The sequence below is a fragment of the Micromonospora sp. NBC_01699 genome, assembly GCF_036250065.1.
GTDB lineage: Bacteria > Actinomycetota > Actinomycetes > Mycobacteriales > Micromonosporaceae > Micromonospora_G.
This window is the reverse complement of sequence record NZ_CP109199.1, coordinates 4,265,068-4,289,938: the sequence shown is the minus strand read 5'-3', so window position 1 is coordinate 4,289,938 and position 24,871 is coordinate 4,265,068. Positions and strand designations below refer to the sequence as shown.

Genomic DNA, 24,871 nt, shown 5'->3' with positions numbered 1-24,871 from the left:
CCGCGGCACCTCTTCGTGATCGACGGCCTCCGTTCCGTGATCAAGCTAGACGCTCACCGCCGTCCCGGTGGGGCGAATGCCTCGGGTCCACCCCATCGGGGCCCGCGCCGACCGACCGGCTACCCGGCCCACGCCTCCGTCGTGGTGACCACCGGCCGGCCGGTGCGTACCGACTCCTCGATGGCGAGGCTGAGCAGGTGGTCCTGGCACGCCTCGGCGAGCGGGTACGGCGGCTCGCCCTGCCCGCGCGCCCAGGCGCCGGTACGGGCCACGATGTCGGCCACCGCGAGATCGTCGTCGGACAGCCCGCTGCCCACGAACGGGTTCCGGTACACCACCCGACCATCGAAGCTGATGTGCTTCAGGTCGAGCCCCTCCAGGTTGAGGTCGAGCCCGGTCTGCCGGCGTACCAGCGACGACTCCACCGGTGTGGTCGGGTCGACCAGCCGGACCACCCGGTCGTCGACGATCTCACCGAGCGAGCCGCGTACGGTCAGCCGCCGGGCCCGCAGCGGGTTCCACCACTGGTTGTCGGTGAAGTCGTACAGGCCCATCCGGCCGCCGAAGTCGATCGTCGCCAGGGTGGTGGCGAGCCGCCGGGGCGTGTCGTCACCGCTCCACCCGCCCGGCGACAGCGGATCGGCCAGCGGCGCGACGAAGGCCCGCGCGCTGACCTCGGCGGCGTCGTAGCCGACGCCGAGCAGGCCGCGGATCAGCGAGACCGCATGGTAGAGGTGGGTCGACGAGATCTGTACGGAGGTCGGCTCGCCGATCACCCCGGCCCGGACCAGTTCGAGCCGGGCGGCGTGTCCCGGCATCAGCAGGTACTGCTCGGCGACCTGCACCAGGCCGCTGTCGCCCACGTCGGACCAGAGCGAACGCAGCCCGTCCAGGTCCGGCGCCGGTGGCGTCTCGGCGAGTACGGGCACCCCGGCCGCGACCAGCTCACGGGTCGCCGTCGGGGTCACCGCCCACGGCACCGACACGATGACGAAGTCCGGCCGCTCGTCGGCGAGCAGGTCGGCGGTGCAGCGGAAGGTCGGCACGCCCCACTCCGCCGTCACCTCGTCGCCCCGCTCGGCGGTACGGGTGACCACACCGGTGACCCGCAACCGGTCCGGTAGCAGCCGAGCCAACCGAAGGAAGAACAGAGAGCGCCAGCCGCTGCCGACCAGACCGAAGCTGGTTTGCGCCACCGCTGTCATCTCCGACTCCTCACCCGACGGGCTGATCTTGGCAGGCACACCCTAGTAGGTCGGCTGGACGACCGCCGCCGCCCCGCCACCTCGGCGTACCGGTTCTGCCGACGCCAGGAAACCGTGCCGGCCGGTGAGCTCGACGGCCGTGGCGGCGCCCAGCTCGGGTGTGCTCGCGAACGGCGGATGGCCGAACCCGGACAGGGGCGCGCCGTACCCGGCGATGAACGCCGGCTCCGCCTGCGGTGCCGCGCTGTTGCGCTGCGACGCCCTCGGCGCGGCCATCGCCTCCGGCAGCGACATGCCCAGGTCGATCCGGTTGACGAGGATCTGGAGCACGGTGGTGATGATCGTCGCGCCACCGGGGCTGCCGAGCGCGAGGAACGGCCGGCCGTCGTCGAGCACGATGGTCGGCGACATCGAGCTGCGCGGCCGCTTGCCGGGCGCGGGCAGGTTCGGGTCCGGGGCGGCACCGGGCGTCTGCGCGAAGCTGAAGTCGGTCAGCTCGTTGTTGAGCAGGAAACCGCGACCGGGCACCACCATCGCGTTGCCGCCGGTCTGCTCGATCGTCAGGGTGTACTCCACGACGTTGCCCCAGCGGTCGGCCACCGTCAGGTTCGTGGTGCTCTGGCCGGGGTAACCCTCGGCGCCGGTCGGCGCGGTCGCGCAGCCGCCGTACCGGCCGTCGGGGTCGCCGGGCAGGACCGGCTTCGGTGCGGCGCGGTTGGGGTCGACCCGGCAGGCCCGCTCGGCCGCGTACCCGTCGTCGAGCAGTTCCCGCAGCACCCGCTGGGACGTGTCGTCACCGACATACCGGTTCCGGTCGGCGTACGCGAGCGCGCTCGCCTCCAGGTAGTGGTGCAGCGCCTCGGTCACCGTCATCGTCGACAGGTCGAACCGCTCCAGGATGTTGAGCGCCTCCCCGACGGCGACACCTCCGCTGGACGGCGTCGACATGCCGTACACGTCGTAGCCCCGGTAGTCGGACCGGGTCGGCGCGGGGAACCGGACGTCGTACCGGGCCAGGTCGGTCCGGGTCATCCCGCCCGGTCGGATCGGGAACTGCCACGGCACGGTCGCATCATCGGCCACCGGCGGGCGCTGCACGGCGGCGACGAGGTCCGCTCCGATCGGGCCCCGGTAGAACACGTCGACGCCGTGCCGGGCGATCTGCCGGTAGGTGTCGGCGAGGTCGCGGTTGCGCTGCCTCGACCCGACCGCCGGCGGCTGCCCGCCGGGCAGGTACAGCGCCCGGGTGGAGTCGAACTGGGCGAACGCCGCCGAGTTGTCGCTCACCTGCTGACGGAACGTCGGATCGACGGTGAACCCGCGCTCGGCGACGTCGGCCGCGGGGGACAGCAGCGCCGACAACGGCCGGCTGCCCCACTTACGCAGCGCCTCGTGCCAGGTCAGAAGCGTTCCGGGTACGCCGACCGAGAGCCCGCTGACCCGCGCCTCCTGGAAGGCGTACGGCGCACCGGTGGCCGGGTCGACGAACGAGTCCTGCCGCGTCGACGCCGGGGCCGACTCCCGGCCGTCGATGGTGTGCACCCGCTTCGTGCGCGCGTCGTAGTAGACGAGGAAGCCACCGCCGCCGATGCCGGCCGAGAACGGCTCGGTCACGCCGAGGGTGGCTGCCGCCGCCACCGCCGCGTCGACCGCGTTCCCGCCCCGGCGCAGGACGTCGACGCCCACCGCCGTCGCGATCGGGTCGACGGTCGACACGGCGCCGGCGTACCCCTGGGCCGTCGGCGTTCTCGGCGGTTCGCCGGAGTGGCCGGCGGTGCCCGGCCCGGCACCTGCCGGCGCCGGTACGGCCTGCCAGGCGACCAGGGTGACGGCGGCGACCGCCACCCGGGCCAGTGTCGTCACCGTGAGTCTCATCGCTGCCCCTCTACGATCGACGTACGTCTCTCCGACAGCCTAGTGGTGATCGGCGCGCAACCATACGGGTCGGACCCGTGCCTGGTCACGAGGTTTCGCCGGGTTCGCCGGAGGGCAGTGGGACCGGGCGACAGCGCACCGTCGGCCGCCGGGGCAGCCACGGCCGGGTGCGATGTCGCTCGCCGTGGGCCGGGGCACGGACGCGCTCCGGCCGTCGTGGAGGGAAGGGCACATGATGAGCGATCACTGTGGTGTGACGACCGGTCGGGACCGTACGCCGACCGCCCGGCGCGGCACGCGGCACCGAACCGGCCCGGTGCCGCTGCGGATCAGGACCGGGTGCCGCCATGAGTGAGCCGGACGCCGCCCGACCGGCGCGCCCGGTTGGGTTCCGGCTCGCCTGTGCCGCCGCCGGGCTGGCCCTGCTGGCCCCGCTGGCGGCCTGCGGTGCCGGTGGTGACGGTGGGCCGCCCACGGTCAACCTCTACTACCCGCCGGAGCAGAACCTCCAGCAGGTGGTCGACGACTGCAACGCGCAGGCCGGCGGCCGGTACCGGATCGCGTACCGGATCCTGCCCCGGGCCGCCGACGACCAGCGGGTGCAACTGGTCCGCCGGCTGGCCGCCGAGGACAGCGGCATGGACGTACTCGGGCTGGACGTGACCTGGACCCAGGAGTTCGCCAGCGCCGGCTGGTTGCGGGAGTGGACCGGAGCGCAGCGGGCTGAGGCGGAGCGCGGCACCCTTTCCGGACCGCTGGAAACCGCCCGGTACGAGGGCAAGCTCTTCGCCGCGCCGAAGAACACCAACGTGCAGCTGCTCTGGTACCGGTCCGACCTGGTCGACCGGGCGCCCCGTACCTGGGACGAGATGATCGAGATGGCGCAGCAGTTGAAGTCGCGCGGTGGCCCGTACCGGGTGATCACCATGGGTGCCCAGTACGAGGGTCTGGTGGTCCTCTACAACACCCTGGTCGCCAGCGCCGGTGGGCAGATCCTCAACGACGACGGCACGAAGGCCGTCTTCGACGACGGCGCGGTCCGCGCGCTGGAGGTGCTGCGCCGGTTCGCCACCGCGGGCGTCACGACCCCGTCGTTCTCGAACACGATCGAGGACCAGGCCCGGCTGGAGTTCCAGTCCGGCGGCGGCGCCTTCCAGCTCAACTGGCCGTTCGTCTACCCGGCGATGCAGGAGGCCGACCCGGAGCTGGCGAAGAAGGTGAAGTGGGCGCGCTTCCCCGGCGTGGACCCGCAGACCCCGAGCCGGGTGACGATCGGCGGGGTGAACCTGGCGGTCAGCCGCTACTCGCGCCACCCGGCCGAGTCGTTCGAGGCGGCGGCCTGCCTGCGCAGCGCCGAGCACCAGAAGTTCTCGGCGGTCAACGACGGTGTGCCGCCGACGATCGAGAGTGTCTATGCGGAGCCGGAGATGGCGCAGGCGTACCCGATGCGCGACACCATCCTCGAAGAGCTGCGGGACGCGGCGACCCGGCCGCGCAGCCCGGCCTACCAGAACATCTCCACCGTGCTGTCGGCGACGCTCTCCCCGCCCGGCGGCATCCGACCCGAACAGACCGCCGACCGGTTGCGGGACGCGGCACAGGACGCGCTGGAGTCCAAGGGGGTACTGCCGTGAGCGGGCCGCGTACCGACACCGTCCCGGAGCCGGCGGCGACGGCGGAACCGAGCCGTGCGCCCGGCCGCATACCGTCGCAGCGGCGGGCCGCGGCGGCGCTGAGCGAGGGTAAGCGGGCCGAGCGGCGGTTGGCCTGGCTGCTCTGCGCCCCGGCAGCGTTCGTGATGGTCGCGGTCACCGCGTACCCGATCCTCTATTCGGTCTGGCTGTCGTTGCAGCGGTTCGACCTGAAGTTTCCGGACCAGCGGGAGTTCGTCGGGCTCGCCAACTACGCCACCGTGCTGAGCAACGAGTTCTGGTGGACGGCGTTCGGCGTGACCATGTTGATCACCGTCGTGACGGTCGCCGTCGAACTGGTGCTGGGCATGGGACTGGCCATCGTGATGCACCGGACCATCGTCGGGCGCGGGCTGGTCCGCACGGCCGCCCTGATCCCGTACGGGATCGTCACCGTCGTTGCGGCCTTCTCCTGGCGGTACGCCTGGACACCCGGCACGGGTTACCTGGCCACCCTGTTCGGTGACGGTGCGCCGCTGACCGAGCGGGCCAGCGCGCTGGGGATCATCATGGTCGCCGAGATCTGGAAGACCACCCCGTTCATGGCGCTGTTGCTGATGGCCGGGCTGGCCCTGGTGCCCGAGGACCTGCTCAAGGCGGCCTCGATGGACGGCGCCACCGGCTGGCAGCGGTTCACGAAGGTGATGCTGCCGGTGATGAAGCCGGCGATCCTGGTCGCCCTGCTGTTCCGGACGCTGGACGCGTTCCGGGTCTTCGACAACATCTTCGTGCTGACCGCCGGGGCGAACGAGACCTCGTCGGTGTCGATGCTGGCCTACAACAACCTGATGCGGGGGCTGAACCTCGGCATCGGCTCGACCATGTCGGTGCTCATCTTCCTGACCGTGGCGATCATCGCGTTCGTATTCGTGAAGCTGTTCGGCACCGCCGCCCCCGGCAGCGCCGACGAGGGGAGGCGCTGATGTCGGCCGCCGACAGCACCGCCGCGGCGAAGTGGCGGTGGGGACTGCTGGACCTGGTAGTGGTGGTGTTCGCGCTGGTCCCGGTGCTCTGGATCGCGTCGCTGTCGTTCAAGACCACCGCCACGCTCACCGACGGCAACTTCGTCCCGCGTGAGTGGACCCTGGACAACTATCGGACCATCTTCGCCACCGACCAGTTCGTCCGGGCGTTGGCCAACTCGATCGGCATCGCGCTGATCGCCACGGCGATCGCCGTGGTGCTCGGCACCATGGCCGCGTACGCGGTCGCCCGGCTGGACTTCCCCGGCAAGAAGCTGCTGGTCGGGCTCTCCCTGCTGATCGCGATGTTCCCGCAGGTGTCGCTGGTCTCCCCGCTGTTCGAGATCGAGCGGTCGCTGGGGCTCTTCGACACCTGGCCGGGGCTGATCCTGCCGTACATCACGTTCGCCCTGCCGTTGGCCATCTACACGCTCTCGGCGTTCTTCAAGCAGATCCCGTGGGACCTGGAGAAGGCGGCGAAGATGGACGGCGCGACCCAGGGCCAGGCGTTCCGGCGGGTGATCGCACCACTGGCCGCGCCGGGGGTGTTCACCACGGCGATCCTGGTCTTCATCTTCTGCTGGAACGACTTCCTGTTCGCGATCTCGCTCACCTCGACCGAGCGGTCCCGTACGGTGCCGGTCGCGTTGTCGTTCTTCACCGGCGAGTCGCAGTTCGAGGACCCGACCGGGGCGATCTGCGCGGCCGCGGTCGTGATCACCGTTCCGATCATTCTGTTCGTGCTGTTCTTCCAGCGCCGCATCGTGTCCGGTCTGACCTCCGGCGCAGTCAAGGGGTGAATTGTTGTGGCTGACATCGTGCTGGACAAGGTGAGCAAGCGGTTCCCGGACGGGACCGTGGCGGTGCACGACGTGGACCTGGAGATCGCCGACGGCGAGTTCGTGATCCTGGTCGGCCCGTCGGGGTGCGGCAAGTCGACCACCCTGAACATGATCGCCGGGCTGGAGGACATCAGCGGCGGCGAACTGCGGATCGACGGGCAGCGGGTCAACGACCGGGCACCCAGGGACCGGGACATCGCCATGGTGTTCCAGTCGTACGCCCTCTACCCGAACATGACGGTCCGGGAGAACATGGCCTTCCCGTTGCGGCTGGCGAAGCTGGACAAGGCGACCATCGAGCGGAAGGTTGACGACGCCGCGCGGGTGCTGGAGCTGACCGCGCTGCTCGACCGCAAGCCGGCCAACCTCTCCGGCGGGCAGCGCCAACGGGTGGCCATGGGCCGGGCGATCGTCCGCAGTCCGAAGGCGTTCCTGATGGACGAGCCGCTGTCCAACCTGGATGCGAAACTGCGGGTGCAGATGCGTACGGTGGTGTCCCGGTTGCAGAAGCAGCTCGGTACGACGACCGTCTACGTCACCCACGACCAGACCGAGGCGATGACGCTCGGTGACCGGGTGGTGATCATGCGGGCCGGCGCGGTGCAGCAGGTCGGCCCGCCGCAGGAGCTGTACGACCACCCGGTGAACCTGTTCGTCGCCGGCTTCATCGGCTCGCCGTCGATGAACTTCCTGCCGGCCGAGGCGGCCGAGGACCGGTTGCGGACGGCGCTGGGCGAACTGCCGCTGGGCGACCGTCTCCGGCGCGAGTTGGCGGCCGCCGACGCTCCCCGGAATCTGATTCTCGGCATCCGCCCGGAGCACTTCGAGGACGCGGCCCTGGTCGACGACGACACCCGCGCCCGGGGAGCGGAGTTCGAGGCGCCGGTCGAGATCGTCGAGTCCATGGGCTCGGACAAGTACGTCTACCTCACCGTCGAGGGGGAGCGGGCCACTGCGGCCGAGTTGCGGGAGCTCGCCGCCGACGCGGGCGCTGAGGAGCTGGGCGGCACCGGCGCCAACCTGGTGACCCGGCTGTCGGCGGAGTCGACGGTACGGGAGGGGGAGAGCCGCCGGATCTGGTTCAACCTGGAGAAGATCCACCTGTTCGACCCGGCCGACGGACGCAACCTGACCCTGCACGAGGGCCGCGCCGCGGGCGCCCTCGCGTCCTGAACCGGTCAGCGCGTCGATCACGGAGGGTTCGGCCCGGTCCGTCCGGCCGAACCCTCCGTGACCTGCCATGGAACTCCGGCACCGAGGCGACGATGGTCGCGTAGCGTTACCGTGTGCGTACGGGATCGTGGGGCCCTCGTCGCAGGCGGGACGCCGCGTGACGCCCCTGGCGGTCCTGCTGGCACTCTGCGCCGCTGCCTGTTTCGCGACGGGAGCGGCGCTGCAACAACGCGCCGCCCGCCGGGAACCGCCGCACCAGACCTTCGATCCCCGGCTGTTCATGCGGCTGTTGCGCCGACCGAGCTGGCTGCTGGGTAAGGTGCCGGACATCACCGGCACCGTGCTCCAGGCGGTGGCGCTCCGGTTCGGGCCGCTGACCCTGGTCCAGCCGTTGCTGATCAGTGGCATGTTCCTGGCCATCCCGCTGGAGGCGGCACTGGACCGTCGGCGTCCGCATCCCCGCGACGTCATCGCCGTCACCTCGTGCGTGGTCGGGCTCGGCGCCTTCCTCATCGTCGCCCGCCCCCGACCCGGACTGTCCGAGCCGTCGGTGATGGGCTGGCTGGGGGTGGCGATCGGCTCGGGCGCGGCGGTCGCCCTCTGCCTCGCCCTGGCCCACCGGGCGACCAGCGCCCTGCGCGGCACCCTGCTCGGGATCGCCACCGGCATCTTCTACGCCGGGGTGGCGGTGCTGCTGAAGGCATTCACCGGGCGGGCCTTCGCCGACCCGTTCGCGATACTCACCGACTGGCACCTCTACGCCCTGATAGTGGTCGGGCTGACCGGCGTGATGCTGAACCAGAACGCGTTCCAGAACGGTCCGCTCGCCGCACCGCTGACCGCGATCACCCTGGTCGATCCGATCGCCAGCGTGGTGATCGGGGTGACCGCCTTCCACGAGACGCTCTCGATCAGCGGGCTGCGGTTGCTGATCGAAGTGCCGGCCGTACTGGCGATGATCTTCGGGATCTGGCTGGCCAGCACCCGGCCGGGCGGCCGGGGCGGGGTCGGGGAGAAACCCGGCCCGAGCCCGTCCGGGCAATCCGGCTGACTGTCACCCGTTCGTGCGATGACGCGCCGGCAGCACACCGTACGACCGTGGTTGCTTCGCATTCGTGGCGTTTCTCCGTACCCGTCTCACTAGCATCCAGGTGACAGCCCGGCCCACGGGTAGGGGTCGTGCGGCCCTGACCCGACCACTCGGAACCCCCTGTCCCGGCACCGCTTCGCCGGCGGCCTCGCCGTGGCCCTGACCGCCCGATCCGTAGGGAAGCGTGAGGCACGATGAAGGATGCGGAAACCGTGGTGATGCCCCGAATCGGGCGTCCGGACGGTGTCGAGGATCCCTGGGGCGAGGACCGGGACGGGCGGGGACGCCGTGCCGGGGCGGCGGACCGCTCCGCGGACGGCGGCGCGGCCGGGCGGAGGCTCGGTTGGCGGATCGCGCCGTGGCTGGTGCCGGCCCTGCTGATGGGCGCGCTCGGCGTACGGGGAGCCGCCGCCCCCGGACTCTGGCGGGACGAACTCGGCACCTGGGGCATGGCCACCTCGACCTGGCGGGAGAACTGGTCCCCGCAGCGCTGGGCCGATGTCACCGGCATCCCCTACCACCTGTTCATGCGGGCGTGGGCGGAGTATCTCGGCACCTCCGACCTGGCCCTGCGGGCGCCCTCGGCGCTCGCCATGACCGCCGCCGCGGCCCTCGTCGGGGTGCTGGGCGGCCGGCTGTTCACCCCCCGCGTCGGCCTGTTCGCCGGGGTGATCTTCGCGCTGCTGCCGACCTCGACCAGGTACGCGCAGGAGGCCCGACCGTACGCGTTCGCCCTGCTCGCCGCCGTACTGGCGACGCTGTTCCTGGTGCTCGTCATCGACCGGCCGAGCCGCTGGCGGTTCGTCGCGTACGCGGTGGCGGTCGCGCTTCTCGGGCTGTCCCACGCGGTCGCGCTGGTGCTGCTCGCCGGGCACGGCTGGGTGGTGCTCGCCTTCGGGCGGAAGGTCGGGTACCGGTGGTTGGTGGCGGCGGGCGCCGGGGTGCTCCCGGTGGCCGGGCTGTTCCTGCTCGGCGCCCGGTACGCGACCGGGCTCGGCCGGATCGCCGACCCCGGCGGGCAGCTGCTCGCCGCGACACCGAGGGACCTGTTCGGTGCCACCGCACTCGGCCTGCTGCTGCTCGGACTGGCCCTGTTCAGCCTCCCGCTGCGGTACGCCGCGGCGATCTGCACCGCGTGGGCGGTGGTGCCGCTGCTGGTCCTGCTGCTCGTGGCGTCGGTGACCCCGCTGGGGTTGGCGCAGAGCCTGATCTTCACCCTGCCGGCCTGGGCGACGCTCGGCGCGGCCGCCCTGGGTCGGGTACCCGCCCGGTGGGGCGTGGCGGTGCTGGTCGCGATCGGGTTGATCGGCCTGCCGGTCCAGGCGGCGTTCCGGGCCCCCGACGGACACCGGCAGGCGACCCGTCACCTCGCCCAGATAGTCGAGTCCGGGATGCGTACCGGCGACGGTGTTGTCTACGGCGCGGTCGGCGGGGCCGGTGGCTGGGACGGCCGGGGTGTGCTCGCCCGCTACCTGTCGGCCGACCGTCAGCCGGTGGACCTGCTCGCCACCGGTCCGGTACGGGCCGACGGGCAGCTCTCGACCGGTGAGTGTGCCGACGTCGCCCGCTGTCTCGGTGACGCCCGCCGGATCTGGGTGGTCCGCCCCGGTGCCCAGACCGACCCCGTCCACGCCCTCGGTGAGCGCAAGGAGCAGGTCCTGCGTACGCGTTACCAGATCGCGCAGGTGTGGCGGCTGACCGGATTCACGCTGGCCCTGCTGGTCGACGAGCGTACGGGGGTCTGACCAGCTCTGTCGGAGGCGTCTTGCCGGGTAGCCAGGCTTTCGGGTGACTCGTTTGGATCGCCTGGTATGTCGCGACAGGGCGTTTAGGATCTGGTCTAGCAGGGTTTGTCGCGAGCAGAGTTCGGGTTCTTTGGGGGGATCGTGAGCGTCGCCGGCCGGACACACCCGTACCAACCGCCCCCGTCCGGGCGCCCCGACCCGTCGGGACCCGTGGCAGTGGACCGGCACCCCGGTCGTCGGCAGCGCAACATCGACGCCAGGGTCGCGTACGCCGGCTGCGGGGCCACCGCGGGTCCGCTGGTAACGCCCCGGCAGGGGCGGGCCCCGATCGAGTTCCGCCACGTCGCCTCGCCCGCCGCGCGACTGGTGCTGACCATCCTGGTGCTCGTCAACGCGACCGCCGGGCTGGTCTTCGTCGGCTGGCTGCTGCTGCCCGCACACGTACCGGGCGCGGGTGTGTTCGGACCGGGGAACTGGCAGACGATGCTGGCCCGGATCGGCTTCTGTGTGGTCGTCGCCGTCGAACTGATCCGCGTCGCGCAGAACGTGTCGGTCTGGGTCTTCGCCCTCAACGCCAAGGACCCGGTCCCGGTCGACCCGCCGATCGGGCTGCGGGTCGCCCTGCTCACCACCATCGTGCCCAGCAAGGAACCGATCGAGGTCGCCGAGCGGACGCTGCGCCGGATGAGACAGATCGTGTACTGCGGACCGGTCGACGTCTGGATCCTCGACGAGGGCGACGACCCGGCCGTACGGGAGATGGCCGCGCGGCTCGGCGTACGTCACTTCACCCGGAAGGGTCGGCCGGAGTACAACCTGCCCGGCGGCGAGTTCCGGGCCCGGACCAAGTCCGGCAACCACAACGCCTGGCGGGCCGAGCACGAGCACCGGTACGACGTGGTCGCGAACGTCGACCCCGACCACGTGCCGCTGCCCGGTTTCCTGGAGCGGACCCTCGGCTACTTCCGCGACCCGGACGTCGCGTTCGTGGTGACGCCGCAGGTCTACGGCAACATGCACGAGAACTGGGTCGCGCACGGCGCCTCGGTCCAGCAGTACCTCTACAACGGACTGATCGCGCGCGGCGGGAACGGCCTGGACGCGCCGCTGCTCACCGGCACCGGCCACCTCTACCGACCCGCGGCCTGGGCGACCATCGGCGGCTACCAGGACTCGATCATCGAGGACCACCTGACCAGCATCCGGATCCACGCCGCGGCCAACCCGGCGACCGGAAACCGGTGGAAGGGCGTCTACACCCCGGACGTGGTGGCGATCGGGGAGGGACCCAGCTCCTGGGCGGACTACATGAACCAGCAGAAGCGGTGGGCCGCCGGCATCTGGGAGATCCTGGTCCGCCCCGACCTGCGCGCCCCGAGCGCCCTCGGCTCCCGGCGACGCTGGCAGTACCGCCTGCTCCAGTTCTACTACCCGAGCGTCGCGGTGAGCCTGTTGCTGGGCAACCTGGCCACGGCGCTCTACCTGCTCACCGGCGTGAGTACGGTCCAACTCGACACCCGGATCTGGGCGGTGCTGTGGGGCTCGACCATCGTCACCTGGTTCGCGCTCTGGCTCTGGCTGCGTCGCTACAACATCGCCGCCCACGAGCGCGAGGAGATCGGGGTGGTGGGGATGGCGCTGGCACTGTTCGTCGGACCGATCTACGTGGCGGCGGGCATCGCCGCGCTGCTGGGTCGCAAACTCGCCTTCGTGGTGACCGCCAAGGGCAAGCTGCGGACCACCGAGTCGCTGGCCACCTTCCGGCTGCACTTCCTCTGGGCCGGCCTCGCCGCCGCCATGCTGGTGGTGAGTTACCTGCTCGACCACAGCTACCCGCTGCTGCGGGTGTGGCCGGCGCTGACCCTGGTGGCGAGCCTGGCCCCGCCCGCGATCGCGATCGTGACGGGGCTGCTGGCCCGCGCCGAGCAACGGGCGGCCGAGGCGACCGGCGTCGCTGCACCGCCGGCCGACGGTCGCCACACCGCCCGCTGGGCCGTCTACTACGTCGACGGGGACAGCCGCCGCGAGTGGTCCCCACCGACCGCCATACGAATCGAGGCGGGCGTGTACGGCCTGCTCGACACCGGCGGGTACGGCCGCCTCGATCCGGGCGGGTACGGCCGACCGGAGCCGGGTGCGTACGCCCGGCCGGTGCACACGCCGGGCAACGGTTGAGGAGCGGGCGATGCTGAGGCTGACGCTGCCGCGCGTACTGGTCGCGCTGGTTGCCGTACTCCTGTTGACCTATGCCTTCGCGGTCGCGCCACGGACCGCGGACCCGTTGGGCGGCGGCGTCGGTTCCGACGTCGCGGCGACGAGCCGGCCGAGCGCCTCCCCACCGCCACCGCCACCGGCGGCGGAGCCGGAGGTGTTCCCGCCCGCCGGCAAGGTGTTCATCGGCGTCACGACCCACGAGGGCGCGTACGACTTCGATGCGGTGGACGAGTTCACCAGGGCCGCGAAGCACCAGCCGCAGGTGATGCTGTTCAGCGCGGACTGGGCCTCCGGCCGGTTCGACCGGTCGCTGTTCGACCGGGTCGCCGATCGGGGCATGATGCCGATGCTGGCCTGGGAGCCGTGGGACTATCGGATCGACGAGAAGGCCCGCGAGCAGGGGCTGCCGCTGCGGCAGATCGACGAGATCCGGTCGGACCAGCCCGACTACCGGTTGGCCCGGATCGCCGCCGGAGACCTGGACGACTACCTGCTGTCCTGGGCCGACGGGATCGGGTCGCTCGGCTACCCGGTCGCCATCCGCTTCGGCCACGAGATGAACGGCGACTGGTACCCGTGGTCCGAGGCGACCAACGGCAACCGTCCGGGCGACTACGTCCGGGCGTGGCGGCACCTGCACGACCTCTTCCGTACGGCCGGTGCCACCAACGTGACCTGGGTGTGGAGTCCCAACGTGCAGTGGGACGACTCCACCACCCCACTGAAGTCGCTCTACCCCGGCGACGCCTATGTGGACTGGCTGGGACTGTCCGGCTACTACGGCACCGGCTACTTCTCCGACTACCGGAACTTCGACGAGATCTTCGGCGACACCATCGGCGAGCTGCGTACCTTCACCGAGCGGCCACTGGTCATCACCGAGACGGCGGCGGCCGACGACAACGGCCGCAAGGTCGAATGGATCAGGGAGACGTTCCGGCTGCTGCCCCGGCACCGGGACATCATCGGCGTCATCTGGTTCGAGGTGGACAAGGAGTTGGACTGGCGGATCGTCAGCTCACCGGCGTCCGCCTCGGCGTTCGCCCAGGCCGTCGCCGCGCCCCGGTACGACCTGCGCTGGTCGCCGGAGATGGTGCCACGCAGCAGGATCGGCGACTGACCGCATCCGCGTGGCAGGGCGCCGACGCACCGGCGTCCGTCGGCCCGTCCCGGCCCGCCCCACCCGGACCCGGCCGTACGAGGTGGGTGAGGATGGCGCCATGACCATCCCGATCGACCATCCGCGGGTGCACGGGTACGACCGGAGCATCGTCATCGTCCGGGGCGACACGGTGCCGCCGGAGCTGGCCGCGCCCCGGCTGCCCAGGGAGCCCGACCGGCACACGGTGATCGTGGCGGCCGACCCGCCGATCGAGCTGGCCACCCTGATCGAGTTGCTCGGCCGGCACCTCCCGGTCCGCTGCGAGTCGATCCGGCTGGTGCTCTCCGACGCGGGACAGCCGGGGGTCGCCCAGGTCGTCGCGGACCAGCTGCGGATCGAGGTGCTGGCACCGACCGGGCCGGTGATGCTGCTCCGTACCGGCATGCTGTTCGTGGTCGACGGGACGTGGTGGTGCTTCCGACCGGGTGAGCCGGCACAGCGGGAGGGTGCCCGGCACCCGGCACCCGACTGGCAGCGCCTGCTGCCGTCGACCCTGCGGGCCGTGCCGTCGGGACTGCGGGTCACCGCCGTCCCCGCCGGCCTCTGGGTGCACCACGCGGCCCCTTCGCGGGCCGGCGCCGACCGGGGTGGGCCCGACCCGGCCGGGCCGGAGCTGACCGGGGCGATCCTGTCCATGTTCGTGGACACCGAGCAGCCGACCGTGGTGATCGGTCGACCCGGCACGCCCGCACTGCCACCGGAATCCGTGTACGACCTGCTGGAGGCGCTGCCCCGGCAGCTGCGGCGTCGACTGATCCTGGTCCCGTACGGGTCGGAGAGCGCGACCGCCGACACGGTCGGGGAGTGGTTGGCGGCGCGTACCGGCGGCACCGTCGAGGTGATGAGCGGGGTCGCCGACATCGACTCCGACGGAGCCACGGTTCGGACCACCGTCGACGCGAGCGGTGGGCGGGGCTGGCGACCGTTCGTGCAGCGGCTGGTGTACCGCGCCGGAGCGCCGCCGCAGGTGACGGAGTGGCGCCGGCCGCTGCCGGACGTCGCGGGCACCGGTGGGATCCAGCGGATCGACGAACACTGGGCGATCGAGGTGGTCCGGTGCGGGCTCTGGCTGCGTACGACCGGTCCCGATCCGGAACAGGACCTGGTCCGGCGGCTGCCGATCGACGCCAACCACCCGTTGCTGGTGCTCGGTGCCGGCGCGGTCGCGGCGCCGACGGGGGCGCTGGCGGCGATCGACACGGTGGTCGGCGCGCTGCCGCCGACGGTCACCAGCGCGTTGCGGCTGGCGGTGACGAGTCCGCCGGACACCGGCGCGCCGGTCTGGGCCGCGTTGGTCGCCCGCTTCGGTCCGCTGTTGGCGGTGGTCGGACCGGGACACCTGGTCGAACTACCCCCACCGGACGCCGCCCGGGAGGCGTTGCCGCTGGCGGGCATACCACCGCTCGACCCGGAACCGGCGGTTCCGAATCCGGGACCCGCCCTGCGGCCGGGACGCCTCGTCGCGGTGGACAACCCGGCCGGACCGCTGCCGGCGACGGACCACCGGAGCGATCCGCGCGAGCGGCAGGCACTGCGCGAACTGCTGGGCGACCGCTACCCGCGCTACGCCGCGATCGTGACGGGGTCACCCCGGGGGCTGGCCGACGGCCGCGACGGCGACGCCGTACTGACCGACCTGGCCGCGGTGGTCGGGTTCGTGGCCGGCGACGAGGTGTTCGACACCGACGGCGACCCGGTATCCCGGGAGGTGGCCTCCTGCCTGGTCAGCGGCCTGCTGCGGCTGCCGGTGCACCCTGGACCGGTCTTCGCGTCCTGGACCGTGCGATCGGGATCGGGATCGGGATCGGGGCCGGGGCCGGTCGAGGGTGCGGTGCTCGGCGCGGCCGAGGTGCTGGCCGCCGAGGTGTCGCCGTACCGGTGGGAGCCGGGCCGACCGGTGCTCGCGGTCTGGTCGACCACCGGGCGGCAGACGGCCGGGGTGACGCCGGCCGGGCGTGAGTGCGTACTCTTCCCGGCCGGCACCCGGTTCCGGGTGGTCGGCACGGAGCATCTCGGCCGCCCGGAGTCCGCGCTGGTGCTGCTGCGCGAGCTGGGCGCCGGGTCCGACCAACCGATCGAGGGCACGGGTACGCCGGACGAGGCGGCGGCGGACCGACGGGCCCGTGAGGGGCTCCGGCGGGCGGTCGAGGCGGTACGCCGCTCCGGCGCGGGTGCGCGGTGGCCGTCAGCCCTGGTCGCGGATGGCGAGTGAGTCGATGATCGAGCTGCACGCCATCAGCCAGGCCCGACGGGTGGGCAGGGCGAGGGCGTCGAACTCGATCCGTCCGCCGGACCGGATCAGCCGGTCGTACGGGATCACGACGACGTCCCGGACCACCCTGCGGTAGCGCTCCACGATCTCGTCGAGCAGCTCGGTGTCCGGCTTGGGGTCGGCGCAGGAGACCACGGCGACGGCGTTCTCGGCCAGGTCGCCGCGACCGGTCCGGATCAGGTGGTCGAGCATCCACAGTCCACTGTCGGCGACGTCGCGCTGCACGGTGGTGGGCACGATCAGGCAGTCCGCGACGGCGGTCGCCGACTGCCAGTTGGCCGAGCGGATGTTGTTGCCGGTGTCGACCACTATCAGCCGGTAGAACCGGCACAGCGCGGTCCAGAGCTTGGTGAACGCCTCGTCGTCGATGATCTCCATGCTGCCGGCGGCGTCGTCCGAGGCGAGCACGTCGAACCGGGCACTCTGCGGCCGCAGGTACGCCGACAGCCGTCCGACGCTCGCCGTGGTGGCGAGGAACTCGTCGATGTTGTGCAGCAGGTTGATCACTGTCTGTTCGTGGGTGGCGGACTCGGCCCGCATGCCGAGGGTGCCCCGGGTCTCGTTGTTGTCCCAGGCCAGCGTGTAGCCACCACGGTGGAAGCCGAGGGTCGCGGCGGCGAGCAACGCGGTCGGCGTCTTCGCCGCCCCGCCCTTCGGGTTGGCCACCACGATGGACATGGTCCGGCTGAACGGGCGGAGCAGCCGGCGGCGGGCGGCCCGGTGCACAAACTCGTCCTTGGTCGCGACCAGGTTCAGCGTTCCGCCGGTGATCCGGTTCGCCCGCCCGCGCCAGCCCCACTCCGCCCGTGGCTGCGACGGCGGGCCGACCGGGATGCCCGGTAGCGGGGCGACCGGTGCGTTGCCGCCGCCCGGCGCGGTGGCTGGCTGACGGGGCGCCTGCCAGGCGAGGCCGGCGGGTGCCGCCGACGGCTGGGCCGGACCGGCGGTCGGGGTCGACCCGGCCGGCTCCGTCGGGCCACCGGCGGCGGGAGCGGGCTCCGGAGTGCCGGGCTTGTGCGCTGCGGACGCGGTCATGACGGATCTCCCTGTCGATCAGCCGACGATCGGTGCCGCCGCCGACTGAGAAGCAGTCGAATGGCGGGACTGTACGTGAGCCGGGCGGCAGATCCTATGGTGCGAAAACCGATCCGGCCGGCTTCGGCGGTCCTCCCGCAGGTGGCCGGTGCGGGCCGGCTCGACTTGGGAAATGTCACCTGAACCGAAGTGGCCCGCGCGCCGTAGTCGCTTCGTACGTTCGTCCGGCACGGGCACTGCGGAGGGTGGGGCGGTCGTGGCAGCAGGTCCGGAAGTGGACGCGCGGATCCCGGTACGGATCGACGAGCTGCACGCCCTGCTGCTCCGCCTGGCGGGTCGGTTGCCCGACGGGCTGGTCGCGCGGGCGCGGCAGTGGCTGGCCGAGGGACGGTCGGTCGAGGTGGCGCAGGCGGTGGTGTTCGGTGCGACCGCCGGTCGGGTGACGGTCACCGAGGCGGACGCCGCCCTGCTCGCCCTGGTGCTCGCCGACGCCGGGGAGGACACCCACACGGTCGACGAGGTGCCGCGCGGTGTGCCGGTGTCGCGACCGTACTTCCGGCTGGCGCCGTTCGATCCGGCGGTGCTGGCCGAACACGGCGACCGGGTGCCGTACCCGCCGGACCTGACCGGTCGGTACGACGGCCCCGGCGGGCCCGACCCGGTGGACCTCGCCCTCACCCGGGCCGTGCCAGACGGGGTACGCGGACTCTGGCGGGTCTGGTCGTTCCCGGACCGGCCCACCCGGTGGCCGCCACCGCGCCGGATGTACCTGGTGCAGGTGTTCGGGCCGGCGGCTGCCGACCGGCCGGGCGTGGCCGCCGGGGTGCAGGAGGTGCTGCTCGCGGCGGGTGAGCGCGAGCCACGGGTCGAGGTCTTCGCCGAGCCGGGTGAGCTGCCCGACCACCAGCGCACCGCACTGGACCGGGCCGCGCTGCTCTGGGCCGCCGAGCCGCCCCGACCGATCCGGTTCGCCCGTGACCAATACACCGCCGCCACCGCCACCGCCGCCGCCGCCGCCGCCGCCACCGCCGCCGCCACCGCCGCCGCCACCGCCGCCGCCACCGCCGCCGCCACCGCCGCCACCGCCGCCGCCTCCTCCACCGCCTCCTCCACCACCACCGGCACCGGTACGGGGCTCGGCGACGAGCGGGAGCGGCTCGACGCCGACGAGCGGGACCGGGTGCTGGGTTACCTCGACGCGGGTACGCCGCTGCTGCTCGGTCCGATCCGGGCCGAGGACGTGCTCGACCGGATCCGGGGTGCGGTGGTGCCGACGAACGTCCGTACGGACGGGTCGTGGCTCTGGTCCGACGCGCTGTCGTACGGCTTGCGCGAGCACGGCCTGGCGCCCGAGCCGGACCTGCTCGACCACCTCCGGCGCAATGCTCACATGCCGCCCGAGGTCGGTGCCGTGGAACTGCACCGGGCGCTGGCCGCGCTGGACGCGTTCGTCCGGGGGCGTTCGGCACCGGGGCGGTAGCTCCCGAGGCGAGCGCGACGGGTGGGCCGATTAGTACACCCGTTCGACCCGGCGTACGCTGGGGCGCATGGCGCACGGCGTTTACCAGCCATCGATGCTGGACACGGCACCCGCGGCGAGCCTCGGTCGGCTGGCCGGGGCGGTCCGGCGGCACGAGCTGGGCCGGGGCGCCTGGGTCGACCACCTGCCCGGCTGGGTGCACGGGTCCGACCTGGTGCTCGCCACCCTGCTGGACGACGTCGACTGGCGGGCCGAACGCCGCCGGATGTACGACGGCCAGGTCGACGTCCCCCGCCTGCTGCGCTGGTACGCCGGCCACGAGACGCTGCCGCATCCGCTGCTGACCGAGGCGCGTGGCCGGCTCAGCGCGCACTACGCCCCGGAGCTGGGGGAGCCGTTCGTGACCGCCGGCATATGCCTCTACCGCGACGGCCGGGACAGTGTGGCCTGGCACGGCGACACCCGGGGAAGGTCGTCGCACCTCGACACCATGGTCGCGATCGTCTCGTTCGGCACGCCCCGCCCGCTGCTGCTGAGGCCGAGGGGTGGCGGGGCCAGTCTGCGCTTCCCGCTCGGGCACGGCGACCTGGTGGTGATGGGCGGCTCCTGCCAGCGGACCTGGGAGCACGCGATCCCGAAGACCGCCCGCCCGGTCGGGCCGAGGGTCAGCGTGCAGTTCCGCCCCGAGGGCGTCGCCTGATCCGTTGTGGACCACCGGGTCGTCGCGGGTCGCGTACGGGTCGATCGAACCTCAAGAATTGCTCAAGATCTTGCTTCGTCCAGTGGAGTCGATCATGATGGCCAGCACTGATGTCCCTGATCAACTGCGCCTTCAACACCCTGGAGGTTCTATGCGGTACAGACGACCAACGGTAGCGGTCCTGTCCGGACTGCTCGTCGCCACCCTCGGCACGGTCACCGCTCCGAGCGCCGCGCTGGGCAGCCCGAACTCGACCCGGCTCACCGCCCTCGCCCAGCAGGCGGCGGAACCGAACCAGGTACAGGGTCTCGCCGTCAGCCAGGCCGACGGGTTCGCGACGCTGACCTGGACCCCGGTCGACGGTGCGACCGACTACCAGATCGAACGCACCCTGGTGGACGCCGCCGACACCGCCACCGGCCCGGCCACGGTGGTCGGCGTCTGGCGCCCCAACCGTCAGATCAACAACGAGAAGCCGACGTTCGCCGACGCCGGCTTCAACCCCGGTGACCGGTTCTCGTGGCGGGTCCGGGCCCGGATCGGCACCGCCGAGCAGCCGTACTCGCTGCCGGTCTCCGGCACCACCACCGCGCCCTGGGGAGACCCGGCCGTACCGGGCCAGAACCTGCGTACGCAGTGGGAGACCACCAAGGCCGCCCAGTACACCAGCGACGTCAACGAGTACGCGTACACCGCTGCCGTGGACGAGCTGAGCGAGCGGGTGCGGGTGGTCGAGATCGGGCGTACCGTACTCGGCCGACCGATCAACATGTTCGTCATCGGCTACCCCACCCCGCCGGCCACCGCCGCCGCCGTGGCGGCGACCTCGCCCCTGTCGATCAACTGCAACGTGCACGGCGGCGAGCCGGGCGACCGCGAGGCGTGCCTGATCATGGCGCGTCAGCTGGCCTTCGGCACCGACGCCCGGACGATCGACCTGCTGTCGCACACCACCGTCCTGATCGTCCCCACGATCAACGGCGACGGCCGGGCGGCCAACACCCGGGGCAACTCCACCGGCCAGGACCTCAACCGCGACTACTCGCTGATCCGCCAGCCGGAGACCTTCGCGTTCGTGCAGATGCTGCGCGAGTACCGGCCGGTCGCGAGCTACGACGGGCACGAGTTCGGCAACTCCAGCGCCGGTGACCTGCCGATGCTGCCGCCACGGCACCAGAACGTGGCGACCTCGATCTTCAACGAGTCGCAGCACATGATCGAGGGCCACATGTACGAGCAGGGCGCGCAGGACGGCTGGTGGCCGTGCCCGTACGGGTGCGCCAACGGCGGCAGCGTGGGCCTGGGCGAGGAAACCATCCTGCGCAACACCCTGGGCCTGAAGAACGTGGTCAACTCGCTGCTCGAACTGCGCAGCTCCGGTGGCGCCACCCGGCCCGACGAGGGCAACACGGCGAACAACCGGCGGCGCAAGTCGTTCTCGGCGATGTGGACGTTCAACCAGTTCCTCGACTACCACCGGGCCAACCTGCCGGCGATCAAGCAGGCCCGGACCGAGGCGATCAAGTTCCAGACCTCGAACAGCAGCCGGATCGTGTTCCGGGGATCGCACCTGATCCCGGCGCACCCGGCACCGCACCCGGGGGAGAGCCCGCCGCCCGCCGACGCGCCCGGTCCGGACCAGATCCTGGACAACGCGCCGTGTGCGTACAAGCTCACCGAGGAGCAGTACAACGGTGCCCGTACCGACGGCCCCGGCGGCGTCGGCACCACCGTCGCCCAGCGGATCCGGGCGCACGGCTGGAAGGTGGTCAAGAGCGGTGACGCATACTTCGTACCGCTGAACCAGCCGGAGCGGGGTCTGATCCCGCTGCTGCTCGACGCGCAGGGCACCGAGGAGTTCGTCGGCGGCGAGCGGGTCTACCCGACCGGCTCGGGCCGGTACAACGGGCCCCTGGTCGTCTCCGGCTTCACCTGCCTCGACAACGGCACGGTCAACGGTCCGGTCACGGTCCGGCCCGGCGCGACCCTCGTCGCCACCGGGACCACCATCAACGGCCCGGTCAGCGCCGCCGGTGCGGCCGGGGTGTTCCTGACCGACAGCACCGTGCGCGGCCCGGTCTCCATTTCGGGCACCAGCGGTGCGGTGGCAGTGGTCAACGTCAAGGTGTCCGGCCCGGTCGACCTGTCGGTCAACCGTACCGGCGTCGACGTACCGCTGCTGGCCGGTAACACGGTGAACGGTCCGGTGAGCTGTGCCGGCAACAGCCCGGCGCCGATCAACCTGAACATCGCGAACACGGTGCAGGGTCCGCGGTCGGGCCAGTGCACGGGGCTGTGACCCGGCTCCCGGCGGCACACTGATACACCGGTGAACCCGTGTCGGCGGGTCGGGTCCCACGCCCGACCCGCCGGCACGCCCGGCCCAGAGGCAGGAGAGCAGCGTGTCCGAGCCAGTGATTCACACCCGCACCGCCCGGCGTACCGGTGGTAAGCCCCCGGTCGGCGCGTTGCGGGCCGCCGGAGTCGTCCTGCTGCTGGCGCTCGCCGCCACCGGCTGTACGAGCGCCGACGCCGGCACCGGCGACCGGGATCCGGCGAGCGGCGGCGCCACGGCGGTCACGGTCACCGGCCCGCTGTGCGACGTACTGCCCGCCGGCACCGATCCGGGCAACCCGGCCGCGCTGGTCGGTGAGCCGGTCGACGTGGCGTTGCAGTGGATTCCCGTGCTCACCACCTTCGAGTCGGCGCTGCGGGCGTCGGGACTGGCCTCGGAACTGCGCGGCATGAGCGGCCTGACCATCTTCGCCCCGACCGACGACGCGTTCCTGGCCAAGTTCAACGAGGACACCCTCGACGCCCTGTTCCTGGAGCGCAGGGACGACCTGCGGGCGCTGCTCAGGGCCCACCTCGTCGACGGATCGCGTACGCTGTCCGACCTGCTCGACGCCGGCACGGTGACCACCCTGGACGGGACCTCGGTCGAGGTCACCGCGTCCGGGACGATGGCCCGGGTGGCCGGACAGGCGGACACGCTCTGCACCGACTACCGGGCCGGCAACGCCCGGATCCACATCGTCAACAAGGTCCTCGGCAAGCTGCCCACGGACGTCGGCGGCCGGGGCCACCGGGGCTGACCAGGGGTTCGTTGGCTCCGGTCGGTGTAGTTCCGCTCCCCGCGGGTAGGGGGAGGGCATGAAAACCACCTGGAAGCCGCACGAGGAGCACGGCACCCTGTCCAGCAAGACGAAGCGGGAGCTGCCGGAATCGGTCTTTGCCTTTCCCGGCAAGCGCAAGGAGCCGCTGGTCGACGCCGGCCACACCCGCAACGCGATCGCCCGGTTCGACCAGGTTCAGGGGGTCACCGACGAGGAGCGGGAGCAGGCGTTCGAGAACATCCGGGCCGCCGCGAAGCACTACGGGGTCGACCTGGTCGAGACCGACTGGCGCCAGCTCGGCAAGTTGCCGCACACCCCGAACCCGGCCCACAGCCGGGGCTGACCGTGTTCACGGCCGCCGGGGTTGACCGCCGTCCACGGCCGCCGTGCCGGTCCCGCTCGACGGGCTTGTCGCCCGCCGAGCGGAACAACCGCTTCCGGCTCAGACCGGTACCGTCGCGCCGACCCCGCGCCTGACCGCGCCGGCCCGGACCCGACGTTCGGTCAGGGCGCCGAACAGCAGGCCGAGCGTGGCCCAGGTGACGAACTGGGTGCCGAGCGAGGCCAACCGGAACTCCCACAGCACCAGGGCCGGGAAGCCGTCGGGCACCTCGTTGATCGACGGCAGCGACAGCTGCACGACGGTGATGAACACCGCGTACGCGCCGACGGACAGCAGGGTCGCGTTCCAGGCCCCGTAGCGCGGGTGCAGCCAGCGGCCGAGGTACAGGGCCAGCAGCCCGGCGGCCACCCCGATGACGACCATGAGGAAGTACAGCCCGGTCCGTTGGCCGAGCGTGTCCGGGTTACCGGTGGCCGGCGGGTTCGCCGGGTACTTCAGGAACGGCACCAGCGCCACCGTCACGAAGCCGGCGAGGCCGACCAGTGCGGCGGTGGCCCGGGGCGTGAACCGACCGATCCGGCCGTACGCGACCGCGAAGGCGAGCGCGAACAGGCCGCCCAGCGCCACGCCGTACACCAGGGTGGCGGTGGCCAGCCCGATCGTGCTCTGCACGGTCCGGCTGACCAGCTCGGGTTCGGCCGCGTCGGTGTGCGCGGCATCGGCCGCCCCGTGTGACGCGGCGTGGGCGGCGGCACCGGCGGCGGACTCGAAGTCGATGGCCTGGCCGACCGGACCCTCACCGAACAGGGTGGCGAACAGGTATGCGGCGACACCGGCGGCCAAGCCGACCAGCATCCCACGGATCAGTAGTGAGCGGGCGGAGAGCACCTGGATGTCCGGCCGGCTCAGTGACAGGGGAAACCGAGCAGGTGCCGTCCATCGTGGACGAACTCGTGCACCGTCTCGCCGGAGACCAGCGAGGTCACGCCCTGTTCGGCACCGACGAAGTAGAGCAGCACGACCGCCAGCACCGCGCCGAAGATCGCCCAGGGCAGGATCTGGCGCAGCGGGATCGGTGCCGGTACCGGTACGGTCACGGCGGTCGGCGTCGTCGGCAGTGCGGATACGTTTGCCATGGCAAACCTCCTCGGGATCACGCGTCCCCTAGTGGTATCCGTGACGGTGGAGGGTCTGACTTCCGGACTGCCGCACGGCGGAGAACGGTTACAGTGGCGCGACCGTGCCGGGATTCCACCGGCTTCCTCCCACCATCACGCTGTGGACCGGACGCTACGGGCGGTGGAGCCGGGGTGTCAACCTGTACCCGGGTGGGCGATGTCGCACGTGGGGACCTTGATCGTCGTTAGGAGGTCGACCCGACGGTGACGACCCGACTGGTTCTCGTCTCGCACGCGCCGACGGCGGCGGTCCGGCGGGCCGCGTTTCCGCTCGACGAACCCCTGGACGAACACGGCCGGGCCGACGCCGGCACGGCGGCGGGCACCCTGCCCCGCCACGATGCCGTGCTCTGCGCACCGGCCCGGCGCTGTGTCGAGACCGCCGTCGCGCTGGGCCTCGACCCGACCGTCGACGACGGGCTCCGCGACGGTGACCTGGGCCGGTGGGCCGGGCTCACGCTCGACCGGGTCGCCGCCGACGAGCCGGAGGCGGTGGCCGCCTGGCTGACCGACCCGGCCGCCGCCCCGCACGGCGGGGAGAGCCTGCACGACCTGCTCGCCCGCACCGGCGACTGGCTGCGCGACCTGCCCGTGGCCACCCGTACGGTGGTCGCCGTCACCCACCCGATGGTGATCCGCGCGCTCCTGGTCACCGCTATCGCGGCGACACCCGCCTCGTTCTGGCGGATCGACATTCCCCCGCTGACCCGGACGGTGCTGCGCGGCGGCGGCGACCGGTGGACGTTGCGGAGCTCGGCGGAACCGCTGGGCACCGCTCGGGACTGATT

Annotated in this window: 20 protein-coding genes; 15 read left to right on the top strand and 5 right to left on the bottom strand. The window is 72.1% G+C overall.

Annotated features, from left to right (window positions below; genetic code table 11):
* Window positions 1-119: 119 nt before the first annotated feature.
* Window positions 120-1,205: a Gfo/Idh/MocA family protein gene (locus OG792_RS18515; RefSeq protein WP_329100520.1), complete on the bottom strand. Its 1,086-nt coding sequence runs from the start codon at window positions 1,203-1,205 to the stop codon at window positions 120-122.
* Between the two features lie 42 nt (window positions 1,206-1,247).
* A complete protein-coding gene (ggt, locus tag OG792_RS18510) occupies window positions 1,248-3,080 on the bottom strand; it encodes a gamma-glutamyltransferase (RefSeq protein WP_329100518.1) in 1,833 nt (610 codons plus the stop codon).
* Window positions 3,081-3,427: 347 nt separating this feature from the next.
* Here ggt and OG792_RS18505 point away from each other — a divergent pair, with 347 nt between their 5' ends.
* The 9 genes from OG792_RS18505 to OG792_RS18465 all read left to right on the top strand — a co-directional run bounded on the left by OG792_RS18505 (window position 3,428) and on the right by OG792_RS18465 (window position 16,171).
* A complete protein-coding gene (locus OG792_RS18505) occupies window positions 3,428-4,714 on the top strand; it encodes an ABC transporter substrate-binding protein (protein ID WP_329100516.1) in 1,287 nt (428 codons plus the stop codon).
* Window positions 4,711-5,694 (top strand): carbohydrate ABC transporter permease, encoded by a 984-nt coding sequence (locus OG792_RS18500; RefSeq protein ID WP_442932236.1) that lies wholly within the window; start codon window positions 4,711-4,713, stop codon window positions 5,692-5,694. The genes OG792_RS18505 and OG792_RS18500 overlap by 4 nt, the downstream gene beginning before the upstream one ends.
* Complete coding sequence (locus tag OG792_RS18495) at window positions 5,694-6,533, top strand: carbohydrate ABC transporter permease (protein WP_329100514.1); 840 nt, start codon at window positions 5,694-5,696, stop codon at window positions 6,531-6,533. The genes OG792_RS18500 and OG792_RS18495 overlap by 1 nt, the downstream gene beginning before the upstream one ends.
* Window positions 6,534-6,539: 6 nt before the next feature.
* On the top strand, window positions 6,540-7,748 hold the full coding sequence (locus tag OG792_RS18490; RefSeq protein WP_329100511.1) for an ABC transporter ATP-binding protein: 1,209 nt from the start codon (window positions 6,540-6,542) through the stop codon (window positions 7,746-7,748).
* Window positions 7,749-7,905: 157 nt separating this feature from the next.
* Window positions 7,906-8,799 (top strand): DMT family transporter, encoded by an 894-nt coding sequence (locus OG792_RS18485; RefSeq protein WP_329100509.1) that lies wholly within the window; start codon window positions 7,906-7,908, stop codon window positions 8,797-8,799.
* Between the two features lie 233 nt (window positions 8,800-9,032).
* The gene (locus OG792_RS18480; protein ID WP_329100508.1) at window positions 9,033-10,583 is read left to right on the top strand and encodes a glycosyltransferase family 39 protein; all 1,551 of its coding nucleotides are present in this window, start codon (window positions 9,033-9,035) and stop codon (window positions 10,581-10,583) included.
* 216 nt (window positions 10,584-10,799) lie between these two features.
* On the top strand, window positions 10,800-12,758 hold the full coding sequence (locus tag OG792_RS18475) for a glycosyltransferase family 2 protein (RefSeq protein ID WP_329100506.1): 1,959 nt from the start codon (window positions 10,800-10,802) through the stop codon (window positions 12,756-12,758).
* 10 nt (window positions 12,759-12,768) lie between these two features.
* Window positions 12,769-13,917 (top strand): glycoside hydrolase family 26 protein, encoded by a 1,149-nt coding sequence (locus OG792_RS18470; RefSeq protein WP_329100504.1) that lies wholly within the window; start codon window positions 12,769-12,771, stop codon window positions 13,915-13,917.
* Between the two features lie 100 nt (window positions 13,918-14,017).
* Window positions 14,018-16,171, top strand: coding sequence for a hypothetical protein (locus OG792_RS18465; RefSeq protein ID WP_329100502.1), 2,154 nt, complete (start codon window positions 14,018-14,020; stop codon window positions 16,169-16,171).
* Here the strand turns inward: OG792_RS18465 and OG792_RS18460 are convergent.
* Window positions 16,145-17,266 carry a MinD/ParA family ATP-binding protein gene (locus OG792_RS18460; protein ID WP_329100500.1) on the bottom strand — a complete coding sequence of 374 codons (1,122 nt, stop codon included), beginning with the start codon at window positions 17,264-17,266 and terminating at the stop codon, window positions 16,145-16,147. The two genes, OG792_RS18465 and OG792_RS18460, sit on opposite strands and share 27 nt — an antisense overlap.
* A 256-nt stretch (window positions 17,267-17,522) precedes the next feature.
* Between OG792_RS18460 and OG792_RS18455 the strand changes: the two genes are divergently transcribed.
* The 5 genes from OG792_RS18455 (at window position 17,523) to OG792_RS18435 (ending at window position 22,905) form a co-directional block, all read left to right on the top strand.
* Window positions 17,523-18,746 (top strand): hypothetical protein, encoded by a 1,224-nt coding sequence (locus OG792_RS18455; protein ID WP_329100497.1) that lies wholly within the window; start codon window positions 17,523-17,525, stop codon window positions 18,744-18,746.
* 67 nt (window positions 18,747-18,813) lie between these two features.
* Window positions 18,814-19,446, top strand: a complete 633-nt coding sequence (locus OG792_RS18450) for an alpha-ketoglutarate-dependent dioxygenase AlkB (protein WP_329100495.1) — start codon at window positions 18,814-18,816, stop codon at window positions 19,444-19,446.
* Between the two features lie 151 nt (window positions 19,447-19,597).
* Window positions 19,598-21,745 (top strand): M14 family zinc carboxypeptidase, encoded by a 2,148-nt coding sequence (locus tag OG792_RS18445; protein ID WP_329100493.1) that lies wholly within the window; start codon window positions 19,598-19,600, stop codon window positions 21,743-21,745.
* Between the two features lie 103 nt (window positions 21,746-21,848).
* Window positions 21,849-22,541 (top strand): fasciclin domain-containing protein, encoded by a 693-nt coding sequence (locus tag OG792_RS18440; protein WP_329100491.1) that lies wholly within the window; start codon window positions 21,849-21,851, stop codon window positions 22,539-22,541.
* A gap of 58 nt (window positions 22,542-22,599) precedes the next feature.
* Window positions 22,600-22,905 (top strand): DUF6582 domain-containing protein, encoded by a 306-nt coding sequence (locus OG792_RS18435; protein WP_329100490.1) that lies wholly within the window; start codon window positions 22,600-22,602, stop codon window positions 22,903-22,905.
* A 99-nt stretch (window positions 22,906-23,004) separates the two neighbouring features.
* Here the strand turns inward: OG792_RS18435 and OG792_RS18430 are convergent, their stop codons facing one another.
* Together OG792_RS18430 and OG792_RS18425 are read right to left on the bottom strand one after the other, a co-directional pair.
* On the bottom strand, window positions 23,005-23,793 hold the full coding sequence (locus OG792_RS18430; RefSeq protein WP_329100489.1) for a CbtA family protein: 789 nt from the start codon (window positions 23,791-23,793) through the stop codon (window positions 23,005-23,007).
* 17 nt (window positions 23,794-23,810) lie between these two features.
* On the bottom strand, window positions 23,811-24,041 hold the full coding sequence (locus tag OG792_RS18425) for a CbtB domain-containing protein (RefSeq protein ID WP_329100488.1): 231 nt from the start codon (window positions 24,039-24,041) through the stop codon (window positions 23,811-23,813).
* Between the two features lie 246 nt (window positions 24,042-24,287).
* Here OG792_RS18425 and OG792_RS18420 point away from each other — a divergent pair, with 246 nt between their 5' ends.
* Window positions 24,288-24,869, top strand: a complete 582-nt coding sequence (locus OG792_RS18420; protein ID WP_329100487.1) for a histidine phosphatase family protein — start codon at window positions 24,288-24,290, stop codon at window positions 24,867-24,869.
* Window positions 24,870-24,871 lie beyond the last annotated feature (2 nt).